Genomic DNA, 24,680 nt, shown 5'->3' with positions numbered 1-24,680 from the left:
GTACCCGATCGACGGCAGAGGAGGACGGGTGGAGGGGGAACGGTCAGTCGTCGCAACTGATCCGAAACGAGTTGTCCAGATCGAGTGGCAAGATCAGCGTGCGGAGCCCGAGTTCCAGCGACCGCTCGCAGATCTCGTCGGGGTGCTCGGTGTACTGCTGGTCGTACTCTGCGTTGAACACCGGCTTGCCCTGGACGGTGAACGGCTCATAGACCTCGCACTCGTCGAACTCGTGGCACTGCTCGTTCACGGCGAAGTCGTACTCGGATGCGAGCTCGGGGATCTGGTCGAGATCGTTCTTGAGGCCAACGAGGAGTCCACGATCATGCGCGGCGACGGCGACGAAGCGGTTGAAGTCGAGCTGGTCGTCGCCGGAGAGGTCGAATCCGGTCGAGTTCGTGTAGCCGTCCATGTTGTCGGGCTCGACCCCATCGCATCCGATCTCGACGGCGACATCCAACCGGCGCTCGACCATGGTGCGGACCGTCGAATGGCGGACATCCAGCCAGCGTTCGTCGGGGAATCCATCGAGTGGGTGCCCCATCGCATCCGAGGCCACGTCGGTGGCATCCTGGCGCCAGTCCTCGAAGGAGCCGGCGGAGAAGTAGCAGATGACGATGCGGTCATCGGCGTGGAGGGCTTCGATCGTCGACTGTCCCGAATCGAAGAGGTCGATGTCGTAGACGTCGACCTCGTACGAGCGATCGAGTGCTCCCTGCAGCTGCCACTGCCACGTGCTCGACACGCTCAGCGGGGTCTGTCGGTCGGCGACCGGTGCGCTGCCTTGGGGATCGTCGACGGTCGTGTCCTCGGACGTCGAGCACGCGCCGAGAAAGGCCAGGGAGATGGCTGCCGTCAACAGTTTCCGCATCACAGGAGTCTGTAGCCGCGCCGTCGCAAATGGAAGAAGTAGACGGCGAAGAGGGCAACGAAGACGGCATCGCCGACGATGACGACCAGGGCGAAGTCCGACGTCCATCCCTTGGCGTACATGTAGAGGAGGTGGAGAGCGAAGAACAGTTTGCCGAGCCCGCCCATGAGCACGATGCCGGCGTGACGTGTGGGATGGCGGGCGACCAGCAGGAAGCCGACGCCATAGAGCAAGGCGGTACCCCACGCCCCTCGGTAGACGATCACCATCACCGGGTCGATGAGTTCTCGCCCGAACTCACGGCTGAACATTCCGGCGCTGTCGATGAAGCCGGGAAGGGCACCGGCGAAGTTCCACACCGCAGCGACCACGAACAGCACGGCATATCGCACGTGTTCATGAGCGCTGAGTCCGTCGGTGTCTAGCGTGGCCCTCGATATCATCTGCATTGTTAAGTTATAACGCGTTCTAAACAATAAAGGCAAGAGGTTCGACTGAATGCAACCCGACAACGTGGTGCCAACAGGCGGAGAGCGGCCCAGCCGCGGCCGGCCCCCGCGCACGCCCGAGCAAATTGCCGACATGCGAGCCCATATTGCCGGCTGCGCCCTCGAGCTCTTTCGCTCCGATGGGTACGCCGGTGTCTCGATGCGGCGACTTGCCGGCTCTGCCGGCTGTACCCCGATGACGCTCTACAAGTATTTCGAGAACAAGTTCGAGATCCTGCAGCTGATCTGGGCCGACGTGTTCGTCGAGCTCTTCGATGCGCTCGACGCCGTCGTGGCCGTCGAGACCGATCCGGTCGCGAGACTCGACGCACTCGCTGAGGGGTACGTCGATTTCTGGCTCGAGCATCGTGATCACTACTTCCTGGTCTTCATGTCCAGCGGCATCACGCAGGATGACGTCAGCCTCTTCATGGGCGACGCCTCCGTGATCAGCCGCTTCGACCTCTTCGCCCGCGCCGTCGCCGAGGTGCTGGGTGTCGACGCCGATCCGGACCTGCTCCGCGTGCGATCCGAAGTGTTGATCTGCGGACTCAACGGCGTGGCCCAGGCGCTGGTCACGATGAGCGGCTACCCCTGGGCCGACACGAGCTCGCTCGTTCGCGGCGTGACGGCAGGCGCCACGGCGCCCTGACAGCTCGCCGATCACCGTCGCCCCGGACGATCGTTGGAGGCGGACCCTGAGCCCCACTCAGGGTCGGGTCAGGGTGTGATCCGGGACTCGCCCGATATCGCCGCCCGGCAACTGGCTTCACGATGGAGGCATGGAAACAACAAAGACCTCCGCCAACGACACCACCACCTCGACCTCCGCCGCACCAGCACCCGTTCGCCGTCTCGAGCGCACCGAGGGCAAGTTCGGTGGCGTGGCCGCCGGCCTCGGCGAGCACTTCGATCTCGACCCGACCATGATTCGCCTCGGACTCGTCGCCGTCACACTTCTCGGCGGCTTCCCCGTGGTTCCCGTCGCCTACCTGGCGGCGTGGGCCATCATCCCGAAGCAGCCGTCAGTGGCCCCGCCGCCCCCGAGGTATGCCGATCTCGTCACGATCGACGACAGCGTCGGTGCTCCTTTCGGCGAAGAGCCCACCAGCTCGGGTGGCTCGACCGACGCCTCCGACACGACGGCTCCCTGACTCTGGGTTCGGTGCCGTTGCCCACTCGGCCTCCGCCGGGTGTGCAGCGGCCTCGATCTCACCCGGGTGAGGAGCCGTCGGCCGGTTCAGAGCAGACGGTGATCGCGTGCGGCTTGGACTGCCGAGGTGCGGCCGGCGACACCGAGCTTGCGGTAGATCGCCTTGCAGTGTGTCTTCACCGTGTTGAGCGATACGTACAGTTCGCTGGCGATCTCGCGCTGGGACAGGCGCGAGGGAAGGTAGCGAAGCACGGCGAGCTCGCGCTCGGTCAGGTCCTCGACGAGTGCATCGACCATCGGTCGCTCGGCCTTGCCGTATCGGGCCTCCACACGGCGCAAGTACCGGCCGGCGATGCCCGGATCGACACACCGATCGGCAATCGTTCGGGCCTCGAGGAGGAGTTCCTCGGCCTCGCTTCTCCTTTCAGCGAAGGCAGCGTCCGCTGCTGCGGCGAGCACGTAGACGAGCATCACGTGTTCGGGCGACCGGCGAGCGAGCTGCACACTTCGATGCGCAGCGAGCCATGCCGCGTGCGGATCGTCGGCGCAGCGGGCGATCACACTGTGCGCCAGAGCGAGTTGGGCCGCGCCTTGGAGTCGGTGCGCACTTGCGTAGTCGAGCGACGAGCGAGCCAGGCGCTCGGCGAGCTGTCCTCGTCCGCTCTCGATCTCGGCCACTGCTTCGTAGGCGGGGGCGACGGCGGCGACGAAGTGGTCGGGATGTCGAGCCGCCAGCTCACGTGCTCGGGTCAGGAACGGCCGTGCTTCGTCGAACTGGCCACCCATCACCCGCACGGCGCCGAGCACCATGGGGTAGGCGGGTTCGGTCGTCGACACATCGACCTCGGCGATCGCCAGGCCCGACGCGACGTCGCCCCTGGCGAGGTGGATCATGGCCGACAGCGAAACGAGCAATCCGGCGTCGTCGCCTGCATCGAGCCGTTGCAGGATGTCGAGCGACCGCTCGGCCTCGGCAAAGCGCCCGGTGACGACAGACAACCATCCGTTCACGGCAGTCAGACCCCGGTGCTCGTCGACGAGGTCGCCGAGTCGATCGAGGTAGCGGCGCACCGTGAACACCCGCCCGACGTTCAGCAGCTCGGTGGCGTTCTCGGCCACGATGTCGGCGGCCTCGATCTGGCAGCCGGCCGCGAGGAGATGGTCGACCGCAGCCACCAGGTCACCCGCTGCGGCGTACCACCGTCGGCGTTGGCATGGAGTACTGCCGCCCGCTTGGGTGACGTGCGTTCGAGCTCGATCCTGAGCAGGTCGCGCGGCAAGTGATGGAAGCGGAACCAGGTCCCGGAGCGGTCGAGCGAGATCACCAGCTGATTGCCGGCAGCGAGCGAGGTGAGCCATGCCGCGCCGTCCGAGGTGCCACACACGTCGTCGATCAGGCTGCCGCTCAGCTGGTCGAGGACTGCGACCTCCAGCAGACGCTGTCGTTCGTTCGGCTCGATCGCATCGAGAAACTCGTCGCTCAGGTAGTCGGCAACCAGATGATCGTCACCACGGAACGAGTCGACGAATTCGGCGACGTCGGCGACCCGATGGAGTGACAGCGCCGCCAATACCAGGCCGGCCGCCCACCCCTCGGTGCGAGTCGTCAGCTGCTCAACGGCATCGCGGTCGAGCCCGAGGGTCTCGGCATCGAGGAGCCACGCAGATTCGTCACGCTCGAACCGCAGATCGGCCGCCCGGATCTCACTGAGTTCGCCGCGCACCCGCAGACGTCCGAGTCGAAAGGGAGGATCGACTCGCGTCGACACCACGACGATCAGGTTGGCCGGCCGCCGGGTGATGAGCTGCTCGACACCGCGATGGACCTCGGGGTTCGACACGAGGTGGTAGTCGTCGAGGACGAGCGCGATCTCGGCGCCGCTCTCGGCGATCGCGTTGACCATGGCCGCGACCACGGCATCGGTGCCGTCACTGATCGTGGTGGTGATCACCTCGGCGACGGCAGGCACGCCGCCGTGTACCGCTGCAGCCAGCCCGACCCAGAACCGAGATGGATCGTCGTCCCCCTCGTCGATCTGGAGCCATCCGACCTTCACCGACCGGCGGTCGAGCCAGGTGTTGACGAGGGTCGATTTGCCAGAGCCGGCCGGTGCACTGGCCAGAACGACGGTGCCGCCGGCGTTCACGGACTCCTCGAGTCGCTCGATCAGCCGAGTGCGGTGTAGGTGGCGGCTCGGTGGTCGTGGGGGCGCGATCTTGGTGGCGGTGACGGCCGTGTTCGAACCCTCCATCGAACCAGGGTAGGACTCCCGCAACCCAGTGGCCAGGCGGGGCGCAGCCACTCACCCGGGTGAGATCGATCGGGGAGCGACGCTGCCCCACCCGGATCGGCGGGAACCTTTGAGCAGCCATCACGAAAGGTTCGACCGTATGACCGCTCGAGAGATCACACACCCCATGTCCACCGGCGAAGGCAGCCGTTCCCGAGGCCGTTTCCGCATCTCCGATGATTCGGTGACGCGGGCCGCCGCCGGTGCGGCCGGGATCTTCGTTGCCTTCGCCGGTGTGCAGGGTGCACTTGCCGCTGGTGCCCCACTTGGTGCGCACGTCTGGGGTGGGACGCAGGACCGGGTCCTTCCGCCAGAGATGCGCATTGCGGCCGCCGGAGCGGCCGTCACGTTGATGGCGATGGCCGGCGTGGTCGTGCGCCGCGCCGGCATCGTCGGTCGACCTGCCCGATGGCTCGGGCCGGCCACCTGGGGAATCGCTGGCTACCTCGCCCTCAACACGCTCGGCAATTTCGCGTCAGCCAGTGCGGTCGAGCGGATTGCATTCACGCCGCTGACCGCTGTCGCCTCAGCATTGACCGGGTTCGTTGCCTACCGCACTGGCCGGTCATCGAAGACTCGGTGACCAGCCGGTGCCGTGGTGAGGTAGGGCGTCGCCGCCGCACCACTCGAGTCTGACGGCGGACGTCGACAACGGGCGATGCGGCGGCGGCTCGGCCTCGAGCTGCCCACCGCGGAGGGAAGCGGCGTGGCAGTCGAGGACGCGAACTGGTGCTCGATCAGATGTAGAACACGCCGTTGGCCAGTTCCGCCCCGCCGGCGACGATGAAGCTGACGACGGCGGCGCCGATCGAGATGGCGGAAGAAGCCGCCGCGAACTTGAACCTGGACATCGGTGTTCTCCTGAGAGGGGGTGAGCCCGGTCAGGGGAACATGGCCGGGTACCCAGCCGGTACCCGACAGATGAGGTGCCCCGGAGAACGACGAAAATCGGGGTGTGGCGCTGGTCAGGCCCCGGTCCCGTCGGCGCCTTGGAACTCGGTCAGCGAGTGGCGGGGTCCTCGGCGTGCACCCGTCGGCGGGTGTCGGCAAGCCACGGAGCCTGCGCGGCCGGCGCGTCGCTGAGGAGATCCAGGAGCCTCACCGCATCGAGATGCAGCTGCCGGCGCCGTTGATTGATCCGGTCGTTGTAGATGTCGTCGGGGAGCAAGTGCCCGTCGTAGGAGTCGAGCGCCGTGACAGCGGACCGCCGAGCAGCCTCGGCGTCGTTGCGCTGCCGGGCAACCGAATCGTTGCTGGCGCGTGTGAACTCGGCGATGTCGGTGGTGATGTTGCTGGCGAGCGCCAAGGTGTCTGGCCGACGAATGAGGGCGTCGTTGCCCAGGTGGTGGCGGGTCTTCGCAACGAGATTCTTGAGACGGCGCAGGCCGAGCTTGATGTCGGCGTCGGGCCACAGGCTGTCGCACACCGCGTCGATGGTCATTTGCCCGTCGTGCACGGCAAGCAATTTGACGAGCTCAGGAACCTGACCAGTTGGAAGATCGAGTTCACCCTCGGTCGTGGTGATGGCGAACCGCCCGAGCAGGTGGATGTGCATCGCTGCATCGTGGTCGAACAGGGCGGGTGCGAGCCGAGAGGGCAGGTCGGCGAGGCCCAGCCGTGCCGCTTCGGCCTCGATGTCGGCCACGGTGGGTGTGCCCGATCCAGCCCATCCCGCAGCGATCAATTCGAGCTGGGCCCGCCAGCGTCGGTCGACCGGAACGATGCCACTGCGATCGAGGTCGTGCCACAGCAGCACAGCCTGGTCGAGACCTCCGGCGCGAGCAGTGACGATGAGTTCGGCCAGCCGGTATTCCATACGGTTCTGATCGGCTCGGTCGGCGATCGCAGCGAGGCAGCGCCGTGCGCGATCGTGCTGACCGAGGGCGGCAAAGATGGTGGCGACCTCGGCCGCGAGGACGACGCCGGTGTCGGTGTCGTAGAGACCACCGAGCATGTGTTGAGCGTTGCGGAACGCCCGGTCGACGCCGGCGGCGTCGTGACGCCAGCCTGCAGCATGAGCAGCGGCCCATTGGAGGCTTCCCTCGAGCCAGCCGATCCCCGACTCGGTGATGACCGGCTGGGCAAGAGCGACGGAGTGCTCGTAGGCATCGAGATCGCCGCACAGGGCGTCGAAACGAGCCTTGAGCCCGACCGTGATGCCGTAGTCGAACGATTGGGTGACCGCGAGCTGGCTGGCGTGGGCCAGGCGCTCCTGGCCGTGTCGGTAGCGGCCGAGGTGGTAGAGCGGGCCCGACGCCAATCCCCGGAGGGTCTTGGCCGCCCGAAGGCGCTCCTGCTGCACCTCCCACTCGGCCGCGACTTCGGTGAACCGGTCGGCGGCGACCGACACGGTGGCGTTGTCGCTGGCCTGGCCCAGGATCTGGGCCTCGATTTCGCGCAGTCGGGTCGGCAGCGGTCCGCCGAGATGGTCGACCTGGCCGTGCAGGTCGGCGATTCGCTGTGCTGCTTCGGGCTGGCTGATGGTGCGGTGTCGGTACATCAACAGCTCGATGGTGGCTTCGAGCCGGATCGGATCGGGCACGGTGACCTGGGCGACCACCTGTTCACATGATGCGACCGACGCGGCGATCTCGGCCAGGTTGCCGTGGGCTCGAGCCAGTTTGAGCGAGAGGCCGGGATGGTCGTTGAACTGCGGCTGGAGGACTCGGAGAATGGCGATGAGTTCGCGTTGGTTGGAGTGGTCGAGGATCCGGCCGGGGAGCGACTCGAGGAATCGAGCGGCACTGGTGTCGAGACCGGCCCGAATCAGGATCTGGGTGGCAGGAAGGACCTGGCCATCGGCGGCGAGGACGGGGGCGAGCGCCTCGGCGATGGCGGGATCGAGCCCGAACTCGCTCGTGAGCTCGATGTCGACAGGAGTGACGAAGCGGTAGCGGCCGGCAGGATCTCGATAGAGGCCGGGGGCGTGGGGGAGCACGGTTTCGGTGAACCCGAACCCGCCGATCGCTGTCGCAGCGTTGTCGGTGAAGGCAGCGAAGTGAGCGAGTTGCGCGAGGTGGAATCGTTGGGTGTCGGTGAAGCCGTGCAGGTAACTCCGAACGAGGCGGCGCCGGAATGGGGCGGAGGTGATGGTGTCGATGGCGAGATCGACCCGATCGCCGCCGGCCGCGCCGAGGCAGGCCCGAACCCACGCCGGCCAACCATCGCCGAGGCTGGCGATCAGGTCGGCGACCCCGTCGCTGACGCCGATGTCGGCGGCGGCAGCAGCGGCAACGACATCACCGCCGGACATGCGGAGCTGATAGGCATCGACCAACACCGTGGGTACGGGCTCCTCGGCCAGCACATCACCACTGATACCGGCGGGGAGCGCAACGACGGTGGCCCGACCGTCCCGGTGTCGCGCGATGACGGTGTCGCGCCAGCCCCGCAGGCCCTTGGCCAATGGCGCGTCGATCACGGCGAGTCCTGGCGCTCGGTTGGCATCGATGTCGTCGGGGTCGTCGAGATGGATGACGTCGACACCGTTGGCTCGGGCCAGCGCGTACAGGTCGTCTCGGAACAGGTCGGCGTCGAAACCCGGCGGCGACTCCACCACGATCAGCCCGCGATGGTGCCACGCCTGCTCGAGCCGACGTCGTCTGATTGCGGTGTCGATGTTCGTTCCTGGTTTCACTCGACCTCTGGCACGTACCCGCCGGGTACCAGGCCATCGCAGGATGGCAGCTGACGTCCCGACCCGAAAGCTCCCCCATGTCTACTGTAAACGCTGCCGTTCGCCTGAGAGCAATGATCCTCGGGATCCGGCCCAGCCTTGCGCACGGATTGGGCGTGATGCCGACAGCTGCGGCCGACAACCTGACCGAGTCGGGTGTGGCGTGTTGGCAGGCCGGTGTGGACCTGCTGGCCGCCGATCTCAACCGGGTGGAGACGCTGGGTCCACGAGAGCGATGGCTGCGGAAGTGGTTGGGAGTCGAACTCGAACGCGATCTGCTCCGGTGGTCCGACGCTTCATCGATGCTGCGACTCTTGGTTTCCGCGCTCGGCCCCGAGGCCACGGACCGGGCCGGCCGTGGCTTTTGGCGACAGTGGCAGCGGAACCTGACGTCCCTCGACGAGGGCATCAGGTTCGGTTCGGTCACCCCGGCCTCGACCGAGCTTGCCGCTCACTGCCTGGATTCGTCAGAACACGGCGGCGCACCGGCGTCGGTGCTCGCCGTGCTGATGTCGATCAGCGACATGTCGCAGGCAAGCTGCAGTCGGTCGGAGGTGTTCGGCGCCCTGGCGAGCGAGGTCGAGCGGATCTATCTGGCCGACATCATCGCGGTGTCGTTGGCGGCGGCGAACGGGTGCACCGCCGTCGAGGAACGGTTCTACGACCCCGACCCGGGGCATCGACGACCATGTACCGCCGTCCCCGGCCTGCGCACCGGTCGAATTGCCGCTCCCCGGCCCCGCTTGGCGGGCTGACGCGCCACACGACACCCGGTCGGTGACGCCGGTCGACCTCGCCTGGTCGTGCTCGAAGTGAGTTGCTACCTTCGGCACCCCGTGTCCAGACCTCGAACCATACGACTCGTTGCCCTGGTAGCGGCACTTCTCACCGCCGCCGGCTGTGGCGGGAGCTCGACCGCCTCGTTGGAACCTGCGACCACCAGCACCGCCAATCCGGCCGCCACCACCGTGCCACCGTCGTCGACCACCTCTTCGACGACCGCACCAGCCGGGCCGGATTCGACCGTCGCCGAGAGTGTCGACCTGGCGGCCGTCGCCGGGATCCAGCGGCCGATCAGCGGATCAGCCGTCGACCACGGCTGGGACTCCGTCGTTGCATCGTTCGACCAGTACGTCATCGATCGCGACATCGGTGCTGCGGTCCTGGCAGTCGCCGTCGACGGCGCCCCCGTGCTCGAGGTGGCGCTCGGCTGGGCCGACCTGGATCGAACCGAGCCGCTCACGCCCGAACACCGCTTCCGCCTCGCCAGCGTCACCAAGCCCTACACTCGTGCCCTCGCCTTCGAGTTGCAGCGCCAAGGGCGGATCGACCTCGAGCGTCGGGCCTTCTGTACCCCCGAACAACCCAGTGACTGCGTCATCGATTTGGTCGATGAGGCGGCAGCGGTCGGTCGACCGGTCCGGGAGGAGATGGCCGCCATCACGATTCGTCAGCTTCTCGATCACACGGCCGGCTTCGACAGCAACGTTTCGATCGATCCGATGTTCGCGCCCCTCCTCGTGCGGGCTGATCTCGGACTCGATCGACTGCCGCTCGAGCGTGACGTGGCAACGTGGATCCTTGGTGAACCGCTCGTGCATCAACCCGGCGAGGTCTACGCCTACTCGAATGTCGGCTACCTCTCGGCCGGTCTGGCGATCGAGGAGACCACCGGGTCCGCCTACCTCGACCTCCTGCATTCCGAGCTGGGCGTGTCGGATCGGCTCATCCTCGGATCGTCGTTGCCCTCGGACCGAGCCGACGACGAGGTCGAGTACGCATGCGACGAGGGAACGACCATCAACCTCTTCGACCCCACGGGGCCACCGACCTGCTGGGCCGACGGAGGGTTCTACCTCGAGGCCATGACCGCTCACGGTCGTCTGGTGGCGCCGGCCTCGGAGGTGCTGTCGTTCCTCGCTGGTCGGTGCATCGACGGCTTCGAGAACATGCGGACCTGCGACACCTGGCACGACGGCTCGCTGTCGGGCACCTACACCGTGGCCCGGAATGTCGGCCGGGTCGACTATGTGGTGCTGTTCAACCAGCGGAGCGACCCCGGCCATGACGGCTTCGGCTACACCGACGTCGTCGATCTGCTCGACGACGAGATCCAAGCGGTGGTCGGCGATCTGTTCGCGAACTGAGACGAGGTCGAGCTTTCGCCGACGCCAGATCGCCGCAAGAATCGGCGGATGGATCTGACATTGCGAAGCGCCGGTGACCAGGCCGCGGCGGTGGCGGCGGGGGAGATCTCGGCATCGGAGCTGCTGGCCGCAACGCTCGACCGATACGAGCGGCACAACCCGGCCATCAACGCCGTGGTGTTCACGCAGATCGAGGTCGCCAAGCAGCGGGCGATCGACGCTGACGCCGCAACCGCCCGCGGCGAGTCGTGGGGGCCGCTCCACGGCGTCCCCATGACCATCAAGGAGGCGTGGGATTGGGTCGGTTCCCCGTCGACCTCGGGTCATCCCGAACTCGTCGACTGGCGTCCGAGCGCAAACGCCGAGCCGGTCCAGCGACTTCTCGATGCCGGAGCGATCATCTACGGCAAGACCAACCTGCCCGTGTCGATGGCCGACTGGCAGACCTTCAACCCTGTGTACGGAACCACCTCCAATCCGTGGAACCACGAGCTCATCCCGGGCGGCTCGTCGGGCGGTGCCGCTGCGGGCCTCGCCGCCGGCCTCACGGCCTTGGAGCTCGGGAGCGACATCGGCGCCTCGATCCGCAACCCCGCCCACTACTGCGGCGTGTTCGGTCACAAGCCGACCTATGGCTTGGTGCCGATCGCCGGGCACGGCAGCCCGGGGAACCCGGCCGAGATCGACATCGGCGTCGGCGGCCCGATGGCTCGCTACGCGTCCGACCTGACGCTCGGTCTCGACATCGTTGCCGGTGCCGACCGGCTCGACTCGAGGGCGTGGAAGCTCGACCTTCCCGCCTCGCGCCGTGAGCGTCCCGACCAGTGGCGTGTGGCTGTCATGCTCGAGAGCCCGTGCGTCGTTCAGGACACCGAGCTGACCGAGCAGCTTGCAGCCACGGTCGAGGCGTTGGCCGCACTCGGCGTGCAGGTCGACGCCGACGCTCGCCCCGATCTCGACATCGTGCGCAGTCACGAGGTCTATCTGATGCTGCTGCGTGCCGCGACCGGAACCGAGTTTCCGGCCGACGCGTACGAGGCGCAGCGTCCGCATGCCGACCGCTACGACGCAGGCGACCGGGACTATCGCGCAGTGGCCGGCAAAGCGGTGACGCTCAGCCATTGGGAGTGGAGCGCCTATCACCGTGAGCGCGAAGCCGAACGATTGGTGTGGGACGCGTTCTTCGACGAGTACGACCTGTTGCTCTGTCCGACAGCGGCGTCGGCTGCCTACCCACACGACCAGGCGGGCGAGCGGGCCGACCGCACCATCCCGGTGAACGGTGGTCAGGAATCGACGATCGACCAGCTGTTCTGGGCCGGCTGGTCATGCGGTGTCTATCTGCCCGGCACCGTTGCGCCGGCCGGGCTCACCGCCTCGGGTCTGCCGTGCGGGCTGCAGATCGTTGCCGGTCATCTCCGCGATCGGGAGTCGATCGCGTTCGCCGCGATGATGGAGCGAGAGCTCGGCGGCTACCAGATTCCGCCCGGCTACGCCTGAGGTCGACCTCGGCTTGGCTGACGGGTCGGACCGAGATGTCGCAGGCGAATGCCTGCCAGGCCGGTCAAGCACGCCAGCGCGATCGATGGAAGATGGATCAGCTCGTTCGCTCCGGGGCTGGGTGAGCTGTCGATGATCCCGGCTGCGGTCTGGGCGATGAGCGCCGCGGATGCAATGAGGAAGCTCGGCAGTGCCCAGCGTGGACGCCACGCCGTCAGGAGTGCGGCGACGGCAACCGCGAGGCCGAGTGCACCGTCGCGGGTGAGGTGGCCGTCACTCGAGTCACCGAGGAGCCCGAACGGGTCAGCGTCGACGAGCCAGGGAAGCACGACGACGAGCTGAGCGGTCGCAAGGACGGCAATGCCGATTCGGAGGGCGAGCGGCGGGTTCGGGAGCGCGTTGGTGAGGCTCGCGAGGAGATCATCGGCGTCGGCACCCTCGATGCGGTGCCGGCCGGCGAGCGCTTCGAGCAGCTCGTCGGTTGGGTCGTCGTGCACCCGGCGGAGCTCCACGATGGGAGCGAGTTCGTCGTCGTCGCCAGGAAGGGTCATGCGCTCAGCCACCATCGAGGGTTCCGCACCTCCGAAAGTCAACCGGCTGGCGCATCGGCGTGCAACGTGCTGTGCAGTGGTCAGGAATCCTCAGCGACCGTGGAACTCGGGGTCGCGTCGTTCGATGAACGCGCTCACCGCCTCCTTGGTGTCGGCGGTCGTGAAGTTGACGGTCTGCGCCGTGCCTTCACGGTCGAGGGCCTGCGCCAACGTGGACTCGAACGACTCGTGCAACAGCCGTTTGGTCTGGGCGAGCGCAATCGGCGGCCCGGCAGCCAGGCGTCCCGCCCACTGAGCCACGAACTCGTCGAGTTGGTCGTTGTCGACGATGCGGTTGACCAGGCCGATGCGATCGGCCTCGTCGGCGTCGATCAGGTCGGCGAAGAACGCCAACTCCTTCGCACGATGAAGGCCGATGCGACGGGGAAGGAACCAGGAGCCGCCGAAGTCGACACTGAGGCCGCGCTTGGCGAAGATCTCGGCGAACCGGGCAGTGCGATCGGCGACGACGAGGTCACAGGCCAGCGCCATGTTCAACCCGGCACCAACGGCAACCCCAGAGACCTTGGCGATCGTGGGCTTCGGACACTCGGCGATCGCAATGCACGCGGCAGTCACACGGCGCATATCCGCCAGGGTGTGCGCATCGTGGTCGGGTGGCGGCGCTTCGCCGTCGCCGGCAAGGTCGGCGCCCGAACAGAAGTCGCCACCGGCGCCGGTCAGGATCACCACCCGGTCGGTTCGTCGATCGGCGATGTCTCGGAACGCAGCAGTGATGTCGTCCCACATGGCGCCGGGAACAGCGTTCTTGCGGTGCGGGCGGTTGAGGGTGACGGTGACGACGCCGTCGTTGCGTTCGATGAGCAGTCGTTCGGTGGAGGCCATCGGCGCACCGTAGTGAACGACCGCTGGTGGAGCGAGTTGGCAGCCACGAGGCGGCCAGGCCCAAGCCAGGTTGCTACCCTCGCCCGCCTATGGCGAGTGTTCCGGAGATCCGCTTCGCTCCGGCGCGGCGCGGCCGGATCGCCTACCAGTGCTTCGGCGAAGGCGACGCAACGATCGTCGCCATTCCTCCATCGGCGCAGAACATCGAGGTGGCGTGGGAGGACGAACGCATCGCCGCCATGCTTCGACGCTTCGCGGGGTTCAGTCGATACCTCCACTTCGACAAGCTGGGGACTGGTTCCTCCGATCGGTCGGTACCGGTCGCCGGCCTCGATGAGCGGGTGGATGACCTGCGCGACGTGATGGACCATGCCGGCATCGATCGAGCCCACCTGTTCGGTCAGAGCGAAGGTGGGCCCATGACGCTCCTCTTCGCTGCGAGCTACCCCGACCGCGTCGCATCGGTGACCCTGGTCGGCTCCTATGCGCGACTGGCTCCCGATCCGCTCTCGGACGAGCTTCGAGCGCAGATCACCGAACGGCAACGCGAGTTCAGTCAGCGCTGGGGCACCCCCGAGTCCGACATGGTCGACGTCTTCGTGCCGTCGCTGGCTGCCGATGAGGAGTTCCGGCGCTGGCATCAGCGCTACGAGCGGTTGTCGGCCACCAGCGATTCGCTGTTCAACCTGTTGCAGCTCAGTGTTGACGTCGACGTTCGAGAGGTGCTGCCCCTGATCGATGTGCCGGTGCTGGTGATGCATCGGCGCGATGACCGAGTGATCCCGCTCGAGATCGGACGAGCGATCGCCGACGGCGTCCCCGGTGCGCAGTTCATCGCCCTCGATGGTGACGACCACTTCTCCTATGCCGGCGACGTCGAGGCATGGATGTCCGAACTGGAGCGGTTCGTCACCGGCACCGTGACCACGACGCCGGACCGCCGACTCGATACGCCACCGCAGATCACGGTTCGAACACTTGGGCGCTTCGCCGTGGTCGTCGACGGCGAGGAGGTGCCCACCAACGCCTGGGGATCCCGTCAGGCCCGGCGATTGTTGAAGCGGTTGGTCGTTGCCGACGGCTGGCCGGTCACCCGAGACGAGCTCTGCGACCTGTTGTGGCCGGGCGAGGACGATGCGGCCAAGCTCAGCTCACGGTTGTCGGTCCAGCTCTCCGCCGTGCGGCGGGTGCTCAACGGTGGTGTCATCGCCGACCGGCAGACGGTGGCGCTCGATCGTTCGGCGATTCGCTCCGACATCGCCTCGCTGCTCGCCCTCGGCGACGACGCCGAAATGGTCGATGCGTATCTCGGTGAGTTCCTTCCCGGGGATCGCGGCGAGCCGTGGGCCGACGTGACCCGGGAGCAGATCCGCCGCCGTGTCATCGACGCCGGCCATCGCCTCCTTCGCCGCGCCGAAGGGCCCGACGCCGAGGCGCTCGTGCGACGGCTGCTCGAGATCGATCCGTACGACGCTGCGAGTCATCAGGCCCTCATCGCGATCCTTGGAGATGAGGGTGATCAGGCCGGTGCCGCCAGAGCCGAGGCCGCGTATCGGGCGGCAATGGCCGAACTCGGCATCGAAGTTTGAGAGCGCTCGGCCGGGCCGCCGGTGGTGTTCCCTCCGCATCACCGACGGCCGGCCGGAGTATCAATCCAGCGGTGCCGGCGGGGGACCGAGCACCTCGATCCCGTGACGGGCGCAGGAAGCGGCGACGGCGCCGGGATCGATCTCGACGGGGACCGGTTGCACGGGTCCTGGTGCCGGGGCGCCCAAGTCGGCCACCATCTGATCGAACACGGCGCTGCGTGGCGAGGATGACGACGACGAAATCGTCACGAAGCGTGCCTCGTCGCTGATCACCTGGAAGGTGTGGGGAACGCCGTGAGGCAGGAAAACGGTGGCGCCGGCGGTGGCGACACCGGAGATGGCACCGCTCTCGCAACGGATCTCGCCATCGAGCACGATCATGATCTCGTCCTCGTCGTCGTGGACGTGCAGCGGTGGGCCGAAGCTCTTCGGCGCCACGAACTCGGTCACCGACATCGAGCTGCCATAGTCGGCGGACACCTTGCGAGTGGCGAGATGGTTCAGGAAGTGGCGGTGATCGCCCTCGTCTCGGTCGAGGATGTACGGGGTGGAGGCGACGGCCCCCGGGATGGGGGCGGTGGTGGTTGCTGTGTTGGTCATGTCGGCACTGTCCGTCAGAGGTCTTTCGAAATCCTTTCGATTTCGATCAGACTGGCGCGATGTCCGACGCTCCGACCGTGCACATCGATCCGCCAGCCTTCTGGGACGACCCGTACCCGACCTTGGCCCGGATGCGGGCGGAGACCCCGATCTGTTTCGTGCCAGAACTCGGCGCCACGCTGCTCACCCGTCGTGACCACATCCACACGTGCGAGAAGAACGTGGCGGTCTTCTCCTCGGATCAGCCGGGCGGGCTGATGAACGTGCTCATGGGCAAGAACATGATGCGCAGCGACGGAGAGGAGCACCGTCAGGAGCGCTTCGTCTACTACCCGGCCGTCTCGCCCAGAACCGTGCGAGCCACGTGGAGTCACGTATTCGGCGAGCTCACCGATGCGGTGCTCGACACGCTGGTGCTCGCCGGAACGGCTGATCTGGTCCGGGAGTACGCCACGGTCGTGAGCGGCGATGCCCTGCGCGAGTTGACCGGACTGACCAACGTGAGCGCCACCGATCTCGACGCCTGGAGTCAGGCGATGATCGACGGGGTGTCCAACTACGGCGGCGACCCCGATGTCGAGGCACGCTGCCACTGGGCCACGGGTGCGATCGACGCTGCCATCGACGAACTCCTGCCGGTGTTGCTCGCCGAGCCGGATTCGAGCCTGCTGTCGGTGATGACGGCTGCGGACATGCCCACTGATCGGGTGGCCGCCAACATCCGGCTGACCATTTCGGGTGGGCAGAACGAACCGCGTGACGCCATCGCCGGCGCCGTCTGGGCATTGCTCACCCATCCGGAGCAGCTCGCCGCCGTCCAGTCGGGTGAGGTCACCTGGCTCCAGGCCTTCGAGGAGTACTGCCGCTGGATCGCGCCGATCGGGATGTCGCCACGGCGGATCGCCACCGAATACACCTTCGATGGCGTCACGTTCGAGCCCGAGGAGCGGGTCTTCCTGATGTTCGGTTCGGCCAATCGCGACGAGGAGCATTTCGATCAGCCCGACCTCTTCGACATCACCCGCGACCTCTCAGCCAACCTGACCTTCGGCGCGGGGCCGCACATCTGCGCCGGCGCCGCTGCCTCGCGCTCGCTGATCGGCGAGGCGGCACTGCCCCGGCTGTTCGAACGCCTCGGACCGAGGCTCCGCCTCGACGACGATGGCGATCCGATCCGGTTCGGCGGTTGGGCGTTCCGCGGTCCGTTGAACCTCCCGGTCCGCTGGGACTGACCGCCGATGGTCGGCGGGCGAAGCTCGGCGTCAGCGGTAGGCGGATGCCTGGATGGTGAACAGCTCGGCGTAGGTGCCGCCGCGCGCCATCAACTCGTCGTGGGTTCCGGACTCCTCGATGCTCGAACCCGACACGACGACGATTCGATCGGCCATGCGGACGGTCGAGAACCGGTGCGACACGAGGAGGGTGACCCGGCCGTCCTCCTTGGCGAGCCTGGCCTGCTCGGCGAAACGTTCGAACAGCGCATGCTCGGTCTCGGCGTCGAGCGCTGACGTGGGTTCGTCGAGCATGACCAACAGCGGCCGATCTCGCAGGAGCCCGCGAGCGAGGGCCAGCTTCTGCCACTGGCCGCCGGACAGGTCGACGCCTTCGGGCCAGGTCGGCCCGAGCTGGGTGTCGAGGCCGGCGTCGAGCCGTTCGAGGACGTCGGTGGCGCCGGCACGGGCTGCGGCTCCGGTGGCGGCCGGCTGGTCGTCGAGCAGCGGCAGATCGCCAACACCGATCGTGCGTTGTGCCACGAACTCGAACCGGACGAAGTCCTGGAAGGCCCCGGCGATGCGCTGTCGCCAGCGGTCGGGGTCGATCGTGGCCAGGTCGACTCCATCGACCGTGATCCGACCGCTGGTCGGTTGGTACAGCCCGGCGAGGAGCTTCACCATCGTCGACTTGCCGGCTCCGTTTTCGCCAACGATGGCCACGACCGAGCCAGCTGGCAGGTCGACGTCGGCGTCGAGGAGGACTGCCCGATCACTTCCCGGATAGGTGAAGGAGACGTGCTCGAGCCGGATGCCGCGCTCGAGCCGATCCGGAGGTGGGGCATCGGCATCCTGGCGGCGGGCCTCGACGAAGCGTTCGAGCCAGAGCAGCCGCTGGGCGCCCTGGATGAAGAAGCCCCACGTGTCGATCTGGGTGGCTGCCGCGGCGATGTAGGCCGTCAGCCTCGAGCCGGCGGCGACCACGATCAGGGTGTCGGCGGCCCGACTGGTGCCGGTCGAGTCGGTGACGGCTCGGATGGACAGGACGAAGGCAGCGGCGAAGACACCCCAAGCCGCGGTCTGGAGCAGCGCCGATCGGATGCGCACCCGCTCGATGGGAGTGACGAACTCGTCCCACGCCACGGCTCGGGCGTCGGCCACCGACCGGCGGGCGTTGGCGACTCGGAGTTCCTTGGCTGACGCTGCCTCGGTGCCGAGCACGAAGAGGTGCCGGGCGAGGCGTCGACGACTCGCCATCGACTCCCACACGGTCGACTCCATCCGACCACGGCGTGCCGACACGACCACCGGGGGGATGGCGGCAACACCGAGCAGGAGGAGGACCGGGCCGACGGTGGCGAGCACCGCCATCACGATCAGCAGTCGCAGCAGCACACCGAGCCCGCCGAAGATCGACAGGAAGATGTGGTCGAGAGTGAACACCTGCTCACGCAACATCGCAAGGCGGTCGAGGGCTTCGGGCCGCTCATGTTGTTCGACGCCGGCGGCCGTCGCCTGGAGGCGAGCCACGTGGGTTTCGAGCGATACGGCCAGCCGCTGGCGGAATCGGAGGTTGAGCCGTTCACCGCCCGCCCGGAGCACCCAACCACCGACCGCAGAGAACGCCAATCCGCTTCCGGCGATGATGAGGAGGGTCTGGTCAGGCTGGTTCGGGTCGCTGAGTGCGTGCGCGAGGAGCCCGAGCCACAGCGCGAACAGTGCATCGGGCAGTGCGCCCAGCACCGTGATGCCGAGGCTGATCCACAGCAGGGTGGGCTGGTAGCGGAACGCAAGGCGGAGCATGTAGACGATCGCAGGAAGGCCGCCGGGGAGTTCGGTGAGTGCCGCCTGGTCCGTTGCCGCCTCCGGGGTCGAGCCCGGATGGTCGACGGTCGTCACTGGGTCATCCCCTCGTTGTCGGGCCGCTCGTCGTCGGGGTCGGCGGGAAGTCCTTCGGCGAATCGAGCGGCCTGGAGGTCGAACATCGTCCGGTAGCGGCCACCGAGCGTCATGAGTTCGTCATGGGTACCCGACTCGACCACCACGCCATCGTCGATCACCGCGATCCGGTCGGCGTGGCGAACGGTCGAGAACCGATGGGAGATGAGGACGGTGGTACAGCCACGGGTGGCATCGATCAGCCGCTCGAAGATCTCGGCCTCGCCTCGCACGTCGAGCTGGGCGGTCGGTTCGTCGAGCACCACCACGCCGGCACCGAGGCGGACACCGGCGAGCGCGCGTGCCAGCGCCACGCGCTGCCACTGGCCACCGGACAAGTCGGTGCCACCGGCGTAGGCCTTCGAGAGCGGTTGATCGAGCCCAGCGAGATGCTCGGCACCGGCGGTGGCGAGCGCACCGACGAGGAGTTCATCAGCGTACTCTGCGGCTCCGATCCGGGAGGGGACGAGGTTGTCGCGCAGGGGGAGCTCGAAGCGGACGAAGTCTTGGAACACCACCGCCAGTCGGCGGCGCCATTCGTCGACGTCGACATTGCGAAGGTCGATGCCGTCGACCTCGACCGCGCCAGAGGTCGGGTCGTAGAGGCGACAGAGCAGCTTGACCAAGGTGGTCTTGCCGACGCCGTTTCGTCCGACGATGGCGAGGGATTGGCCTGCTGGGATGACGAGGTCGAGGTGCTCGTAGACCGGCGCTCCACCGGAGGGATAGCGGAAGCCCACATCGCGGAAGCGGATCTCGGCAGCTGGACGATCGCTGACGTCGACGTTGCCCGGCGGTTGGATCGGCCCATCGAGTGCGCCCTCGGGCGCCATACGGTCGGCCAGTCCCTCGACCGCTCTGACCGGAGCGGCCGCACTGTCGAGGGCCCAGCTGAAGCCGCCGACGCCGAGGGCGCTGACGCCGATGAGTGCTTGTGCCGCAACGACGAGTTGGCTCAGCCCGACCGAGCCATCGATGGCGCGGCGGATCAAGACCACGAGGACCATGCCGTGCGCCACGGCCAGGACGGCGAAGACGGTGGACAGCGAACGCTGGCGAAGGCGCATGGCGTCCCACTGCAGATCGAGCAGCCGGGAACGGTGGCCTGCGAACCGGTCGACGACCCAGTCGCCGAGTCCGAAGACCCGGATCTCCTTTGCCGGGGATGCCTCGACGGCCAGCCGGTAGGAGTAGTCGGCGTGACGCTGCTGTGCCTGCACGTCCGGATCGCCGCGGCGAGCGAAGAACGAACTCTCCCGAAGCAGCCAGTGGCTGCTCAGCCAGGCGGCAGCCACCACGATCGCTCCCCACCAGGTGACGGTGGCGAGCGCCACCGCTTGCGCCGCTCCGCTGAGCATCTCGACGAGTCCGGCACCGACGAACCCGAGCGACACCGACAGCGGAGGACCGATCTGTCCGAGGTCGAAGTCGCGTGCCGCCACGAGTTCATCGGCGAGTCCCGGCCGCTCGAGGTGGGCGATGCCTGCGGGATCGGATACGGCGTGGGTTAGCTGCCCCTGGAGGTGGCCCGAGGTCCGCTCGCCGAGCACGGCGCCGAGCTGGGTGTGGAGCGGGGTGGCGATGCTGATGAGCGCGAAGCTGCCGGCGACGACGGCCAGCGGTGCGGTGACCGAGGTGCCGTCCTGCACGGCGGCGATCAGCGCTCCCATTCCGAGTGTCAGGGCGGCCGGAAGGACGGCTCGCAGGGCGACGAGCCCCCACCACGCAGCGGCCAACCCTCGGTGGGTGCGCCAGGTGGCCCGGGCCAGGGCCATTGCCGACCGATCACGCAGTGTTGACATGGGCGGAGGCTAGTCCACGCCCTGTGACACGCCCCCTGAGATTGATCTGCTGGCCGAGCCGTCGCTTGGCCTCTAGGTTCTCCGGCGAAGCGCCCGACACCAGGAGGTTCCACGATGACAACGAGCCCGGACGCACACTTTGCCGCCATCTGGGAGGCCGTCGCCGACGCCGTGCCCGACCAGGCCGCCGTCGTCCAAGGCGAACGAACGGTCAAGTGGGGTGACTACGAGCGGCGGGCCGCTCGGCTGGCGCAGTCGTTCCTCGACGCCGGGTTGGGTGCGAACTCGAAGGTCGGGATGTACCTGTACAACTCGCCCGAGTACTGCGAGACGAACTTCGCCGCCATGAAGATCGGGGGCGTCCCGATCAACGTCAACTATCGCTACCTCGATGACGAACTCGCCTACCTGCTCGACAACGCCGATGTCGAGGCACTGGTCTACCACCGCTCGCTCGGCGACCGGGTCGAGCGGCTCATGGGCCGACTCGACAAGGTGAAGCTGCTGGTCGAGGTCGACGACGAAGCCGCTGGGTCGCTGGCTGTCGAGGGTGCACGCGGCTATGACGACGTGCAGGGCTCGACCGAGCCGGCAGCGAGACGGTCGCCGACACCCGACGATCTCTACATGCTCTACACCGGCGGGACTACCGGCATGCCCAAAGGCGTCATGTACGGGCTCGGGGACTTCACGTCGTTCTTCCTGCAGTCGTATCCGCCGATGATCGGTCAGCCGGCCATCGAGCGGGTCGAGCAGGTCGTCGACGCAGCACGTGCCGCTTACGACTCCGGACGGCCGCTGGTCGCCATGTCGGGCCCACCGTTGATGCACGGCACCGGCTGCTGGCTCGGGATGATGACCCCGCACATGTTCGGCGGCACCGCCGTCCTGCTCGAGAGCCGCAGCCTCGATCCGGCGGAGGTGTGGACCACCGTGGAGCGAAATGGTGTGCAGCATCTGATCATCGTCGGCGACGCCTTCGCCAAGCCGCTGCTGCGGGCCCTCGACGACGCACCCGGTCGGTGGGACCTGTCGTCCCTCCAGCTCCTCATCTCGTCGGGCGCGATGTTCTCGACCCCGGTCAAGCAGGGCTTGATCGGCCACATCCCGCAGGTCGCCATTGCCGACGTCCTCGGCTCGACCGAGGGCGGGATGGGGACCTCGATCACCACGAAGGACACACCGGCCGGTGAAACGGCACAGTTCGCCTTGAGCCCGACGTCGAAGGTCTTCCTCGAGGACGGCTCCGAGGTGGTACCCGGCTCAGGACAGGTGGGGATGGTCGCCAACGGTGGGCTTGTGCCATTGGGCTACTACAAGGACCCGGAGAAGTCGGCCCGCACGTTCCGCGAAGTCAACGGGCAGCGCTACTCGTTCCCCGGCGACATGGCAACGATCGCCGAGGACGGCACCCTCGTCCTCTTCGGTCGCGGATCGAACTGCATCAACACCGGAGGCGAGAAGGTCTACCCCGAAGAGGTCGAGGAGGCGATCAAGGTCCACGATGCCGTCGAGGACGCCCTGGTCTTCGGCGTGCCCGACGACCGCTTCGGCGAGCGTGTGGTCGGCGTCATGTCGATCGCGCCGGGAGCGACCGTGACCCCGGAAGAAGTCATCGAGGCAACCAAGAGTCGGCTGTCGAGCTACAAGGTGCCGAGGCAGCTCAGCATCGTGGAGCGCGTGCCCCGCGCCCCGAACGGCAAGGCCGACTACCCGGGCGCTAAGAAGCTCTTCGCCTGAGCCCGTCGAGTCGCCGGCGGTACCCTGGCCCGGTGGACGACGTCGAGGTCATCGGGCTGCTGAGCGACCCGTTGCGCAGAAGGCTGTACGACTTCGTCGTCGGGCAACACCGCGAGGTGTCGCGCAGCGAAGCGGCGGACGCGACCGGTGCGAAGCGGAGTCTCGTTGCCTTCCATCTCGACAAGCTCGTCGACGCCGGTCTCCTCGTCGCGACCGAGCGAAGGGTCAACGGGCGCTCGGGACCGGGCGCCGGCCGCCCGGCGAAGCTCTACCGACGTTCCGACGCCGAGCATCGTGTCTCGCTGCCGGCCCGTGACCACGGAACGCTCGCCGAACTCCTGGCCGATGCGGCCGAGATGGCACGGCTCGACGAGGCGCTGTACGAGGCAGCTCGTCGTCACGGCGAAGCCGTGGCCGGCTCGGCGTCGACCGACGCGACCACGAGCGACGCAACCACGACCGACGAGGCGCTGACCTTGTTGGAGGCCCGAGGCTACGAGCCCTACCTCGATGGCGAGGTGATCCGGATGCGGAACTGCCCATTCCACCCGCTGGCCGAACGCCATCCCGGAATGATCTGCGGGATGAACCTGGCGTTGCTCGAGGGCCTGTTCGGTGCGACGCCGACGTGGCACGCACGGCTCGATCCGCTGCCCGACGGTGGGTGCTGCGTCACCTTGGAATCTAAAAACAATCAAGATTGACATAGAAGCGGGCTCGTGTTTCACTCCCAGGGTGAACGGACACCAGCTCGCTCAGATGAACATCGCGATCGCCCGGTACCCGACCGACGATGAGCGGATGTCGGGGTTCATGGACGCGCTCAACGAGATCAACGCCCTCGCCGAGCGTTCACCCGGCTTCGTCTGGCGCCTCGTGGGTGAAGGGTCCAATGACGCCACCTCGTTGCGGGCGGCGTTCGGCGGCGCAGAACAGATGGTGAACATGTCGGTCTGGGACTCGGGGGACGCACTCTGGGACTACGTGTACCGGACCGGTCATCTCGATTTCCTCCGTCGGCGTGGTGACTGGTTCGAACGGCCGTCCGGACCGATCCTCGTGCTGTGGTGGGTGCCGGATGGCCATGTGCCGACGGTCGAGGAGGGGCTGGAGCGTCTCCACCGGCTGCGCAGTGATGGACCGACCGCCGAGGCCTTCACGTTTCGGGAACGGTTCGATCCGCCCGACGCCGGTACCTGAGGCGGTCCGACCGGTCTCCTTGACACGACGGGCGTCGCACCCCACGATGCTGCCAGTGGCAGGGTCGAGCGCGATCGGCGCGTGGCGATCCTTGGACTCGGGAGATCAAGATGTCACTCCACGGACTCGAATCGGTGACCATTGGCGTTCCGAACGTCGATCAGGTGGGCGCTTTCTACACACAGTTCGGCCTGTCCGATCAGGGTGGTGGCAGCTTCGCCACGACCGATGGCGGCAACCAGCTGCAACTCGTCGACCAGCCCTACCGCCGTCTCGTGAACGCAGTGATCCGAGCCGAGGACACCGATGACATCGCCCGGATCCGAGCCGCGGCCGAGAAGGTGGGGCTCGAGACGAGCGGAACTGACGAGCAGATTGCCGTCGTCGATCCGATCGCCGGTGCGCGCTTCGAGGTCAAGATCCTGCCCCGGTTGATCGAGACCGAGCGGGCGCCGCTCGAGTTCAACTCGCCGGGTCACACGCCGCGCCCCGGCGATCGCTCGCCGGCCATCTTCGAGACTGGGCCGACCGCGCCTCGTCGCCTGGGACACGTGCTGATGGGCACCACCGACCTCGACGCCAGCATCCGCTTCTACACCGAGGTGCTCGGCTTCAAGTTGAGCGACGCCGTCCCCGGCATGATCGCGTTCCTGCGCTGCTCGTCGGACCACCACAACATCGGTCTGTCGCAGGCGCCGGTGTCGTTCCTGCACCACACGAGCTGGCAGGTCGACGACGTCGACGCGATCGGCGTCGGCGCCCAGAACTTGTTGGCGTACGACGCCGAGAGCAGCGTGTGGGGGCTCGGCCGTCACTTCCTTGGCTCGAACCTGTTCTGGTACTTCCGAGACCCCGCCGGCAACTTTGCCGAGTACTACGCCGACCTCGATCAGATCATCGACGACGACGCTTGGGTCGCGCAGAACTGGGACCCCGCCAAGTCGCTCTACGCCTGGGGGCCCACAGTGCCGGCTGCCTTTCTCGCACCGCCCGACCTGGCCGACATCGCGGCCGGCGCTGCCGCCGCCTGAACACCAG

22 protein-coding genes are annotated in these 24,680 nt (G+C 67.4%); 12 read left to right on the top strand and 10 right to left on the bottom strand.

The window, feature by feature from the left end; all coding sequences use genetic code 11:
* Nucleotides 1-43 precede the first annotated feature (43 nt).
* The gene (locus R2733_06480; protein MEZ5376146.1) at nt 44-871 is read right to left on the bottom strand and encodes an endo alpha-1,4 polygalactosaminidase; all 828 of its coding nucleotides are present in this window, start codon (nt 869-871) and stop codon (nt 44-46) included.
* Entirely contained in the window at nt 871-1,263 is a 393-nt protein-coding gene (locus R2733_06475) for a hypothetical protein (GenBank protein MEZ5376145.1), read from the bottom strand. Before R2733_06475 ends, R2733_06480 begins: the two co-directional genes overlap by 1 nt.
* A 190-nt stretch (nt 1,264-1,453) precedes the next feature.
* On the opposite strand from R2733_06475, the gene R2733_06470 reads away from it, so the two are divergent.
* Both R2733_06470 and R2733_06465 read left to right on the top strand, forming a co-directional pair.
* A complete protein-coding gene (locus tag R2733_06470) occupies nt 1,454-2,011 on the top strand; it encodes a TetR/AcrR family transcriptional regulator (protein MEZ5376144.1) in 558 nt (185 codons plus the stop codon).
* A 130-nt stretch (nt 2,012-2,141) separates the two neighbouring features.
* On the top strand, nt 2,142-2,513 hold the full coding sequence (locus R2733_06465) for a PspC domain-containing protein (protein MEZ5376143.1): 372 nt from the start codon (nt 2,142-2,144) through the stop codon (nt 2,511-2,513).
* An 86-nt stretch (nt 2,514-2,599) separates the two neighbouring features.
* Here the strand turns inward: R2733_06465 and R2733_06460 are convergent, their stop codons facing one another.
* Both R2733_06460 and R2733_06455 read right to left on the bottom strand, forming a co-directional pair.
* Nucleotides 2,600-3,688 carry a LuxR C-terminal-related transcriptional regulator gene (locus R2733_06460; GenBank protein MEZ5376142.1) on the bottom strand — a complete coding sequence of 363 codons (1,089 nt, stop codon included), beginning with the start codon at nt 3,686-3,688 and terminating at the stop codon, nt 2,600-2,602.
* Nucleotides 3,604-4,764, bottom strand: coding sequence for a hypothetical protein (locus tag R2733_06455; GenBank protein MEZ5376141.1), 1,161 nt, complete (start codon nt 4,762-4,764; stop codon nt 3,604-3,606). Before R2733_06455 ends, R2733_06460 begins: the two co-directional genes overlap by 85 nt.
* 139 nt (nt 4,765-4,903) lie before the next feature.
* Here R2733_06455 and R2733_06450 point away from each other — a divergent pair, with 139 nt between their 5' ends.
* Nucleotides 4,904-5,386 carry a hypothetical protein gene (locus R2733_06450; GenBank protein MEZ5376140.1) on the top strand — a complete coding sequence of 161 codons (483 nt, stop codon included), beginning with the start codon at nt 4,904-4,906 and terminating at the stop codon, nt 5,384-5,386.
* A 417-nt stretch (nt 5,387-5,803) separates the two neighbouring features.
* On the opposite strand, the gene R2733_06445 is transcribed toward R2733_06450, so the two are convergent.
* The gene (locus R2733_06445) at nt 5,804-8,440 is read right to left on the bottom strand and encodes a hypothetical protein (GenBank protein ID MEZ5376139.1); all 2,637 of its coding nucleotides are present in this window, start codon (nt 8,438-8,440) and stop codon (nt 5,804-5,806) included.
* 113 nt (nt 8,441-8,553) lie between these two features.
* Here R2733_06445 and R2733_06440 point away from each other — a divergent pair, with 113 nt between their 5' ends.
* From R2733_06440 to R2733_06430, 3 genes are all read left to right on the top strand, one after another.
* The gene (locus R2733_06440; protein MEZ5376138.1) at nt 8,554-9,234 is read left to right on the top strand and encodes a hypothetical protein; all 681 of its coding nucleotides are present in this window, start codon (nt 8,554-8,556) and stop codon (nt 9,232-9,234) included.
* A gap of 81 nt (nt 9,235-9,315) precedes the next feature.
* Nucleotides 9,316-10,626 carry a serine hydrolase domain-containing protein gene (locus R2733_06435; protein MEZ5376137.1) on the top strand — a complete coding sequence of 437 codons (1,311 nt, stop codon included), beginning with the start codon at nt 9,316-9,318 and terminating at the stop codon, nt 10,624-10,626.
* 48 nt (nt 10,627-10,674) lie between these two features.
* Nucleotides 10,675-12,126 carry an amidase gene (locus R2733_06430; protein MEZ5376136.1) on the top strand — a complete coding sequence of 484 codons (1,452 nt, stop codon included), beginning with the start codon at nt 10,675-10,677 and terminating at the stop codon, nt 12,124-12,126.
* Here the strand turns inward: R2733_06430 and R2733_06425 are convergent.
* Nucleotides 12,117-12,677 (bottom strand): hypothetical protein, encoded by a 561-nt coding sequence (locus R2733_06425; GenBank protein ID MEZ5376135.1) that lies wholly within the window; start codon nt 12,675-12,677, stop codon nt 12,117-12,119. The two genes, R2733_06430 and R2733_06425, sit on opposite strands and share 10 nt — an antisense overlap.
* A gap of 90 nt (nt 12,678-12,767) precedes the next feature.
* On the bottom strand, nt 12,768-13,562 hold the full coding sequence (locus R2733_06420) for an enoyl-CoA hydratase (protein ID MEZ5376134.1): 795 nt from the start codon (nt 13,560-13,562) through the stop codon (nt 12,768-12,770).
* 89 nt (nt 13,563-13,651) lie between these two features.
* Between R2733_06420 and R2733_06415 the strand changes: the two genes are divergently transcribed.
* Nucleotides 13,652-15,151, top strand: coding sequence for an alpha/beta fold hydrolase (locus tag R2733_06415; protein ID MEZ5376133.1), 1,500 nt, complete (start codon nt 13,652-13,654; stop codon nt 15,149-15,151).
* 60 nt (nt 15,152-15,211) lie between these two features.
* Here the strand turns inward: R2733_06415 and R2733_06410 are convergent, their stop codons facing one another.
* Nucleotides 15,212-15,751 (bottom strand): cupin domain-containing protein, encoded by a 540-nt coding sequence (locus R2733_06410; protein MEZ5376132.1) that lies wholly within the window; start codon nt 15,749-15,751, stop codon nt 15,212-15,214.
* Nucleotides 15,752-15,810: 59 nt separating this feature from the next.
* On the opposite strand from R2733_06410, the gene R2733_06405 reads away from it, so the two are divergent.
* Nucleotides 15,811-16,983 carry a cytochrome P450 gene (locus R2733_06405; protein ID MEZ5376131.1) on the top strand — a complete coding sequence of 391 codons (1,173 nt, stop codon included), beginning with the start codon at nt 15,811-15,813 and terminating at the stop codon, nt 16,981-16,983.
* Nucleotides 16,984-17,013: 30 nt separating this feature from the next.
* On the opposite strand, the gene R2733_06400 is transcribed toward R2733_06405, so the two are convergent.
* A complete protein-coding gene (locus tag R2733_06400) occupies nt 17,014-18,861 on the bottom strand; it encodes an ABC transporter ATP-binding protein (GenBank protein ID MEZ5376130.1) in 1,848 nt (615 codons plus the stop codon).
* The gene (locus tag R2733_06395; GenBank protein ID MEZ5376129.1) at nt 18,858-20,702 is read right to left on the bottom strand and encodes an ABC transporter ATP-binding protein; all 1,845 of its coding nucleotides are present in this window, start codon (nt 20,700-20,702) and stop codon (nt 18,858-18,860) included. Before R2733_06395 ends, R2733_06400 begins: the two co-directional genes overlap by 4 nt.
* Before the next feature lie 114 nt (nt 20,703-20,816).
* Here R2733_06395 and R2733_06390 point away from each other — a divergent pair, with 114 nt between their 5' ends.
* The 4 genes from R2733_06390 to R2733_06375 all read left to right on the top strand — a co-directional run bounded on the left by R2733_06390 (nt 20,817) and on the right by R2733_06375 (nt 24,673).
* Nucleotides 20,817-22,442 carry an AMP-binding protein gene (locus R2733_06390; GenBank protein MEZ5376128.1) on the top strand — a complete coding sequence of 542 codons (1,626 nt, stop codon included), beginning with the start codon at nt 20,817-20,819 and terminating at the stop codon, nt 22,440-22,442.
* Nucleotides 22,443-22,474: 32 nt separating this feature from the next.
* Complete coding sequence (locus tag R2733_06385) at nt 22,475-23,146, top strand: helix-turn-helix domain-containing protein (GenBank protein MEZ5376127.1); 672 nt, start codon at nt 22,475-22,477, stop codon at nt 23,144-23,146.
* Nucleotides 23,147-23,177: 31 nt separating this feature from the next.
* Nucleotides 23,178-23,642, top strand: coding sequence for a DUF3291 domain-containing protein (locus R2733_06380; protein MEZ5376126.1), 465 nt, complete (start codon nt 23,178-23,180; stop codon nt 23,640-23,642).
* A 110-nt stretch (nt 23,643-23,752) separates the two neighbouring features.
* Nucleotides 23,753-24,673 carry a VOC family protein gene (locus R2733_06375; protein MEZ5376125.1) on the top strand — a complete coding sequence of 307 codons (921 nt, stop codon included), beginning with the start codon at nt 23,753-23,755 and terminating at the stop codon, nt 24,671-24,673.
* Nucleotides 24,674-24,680 lie beyond the last annotated feature (7 nt).

The organism is Acidimicrobiales bacterium (genome assembly GCA_041394265.1).
Classification (GTDB): Bacteria; Actinomycetota; Acidimicrobiia; order Acidimicrobiales; family SZUA-35; genus JBBQUN01.
The sequence above is the reverse complement of the archived record's forward strand: the minus strand, read 5'-3'. Positions and strand labels throughout refer to the sequence as shown.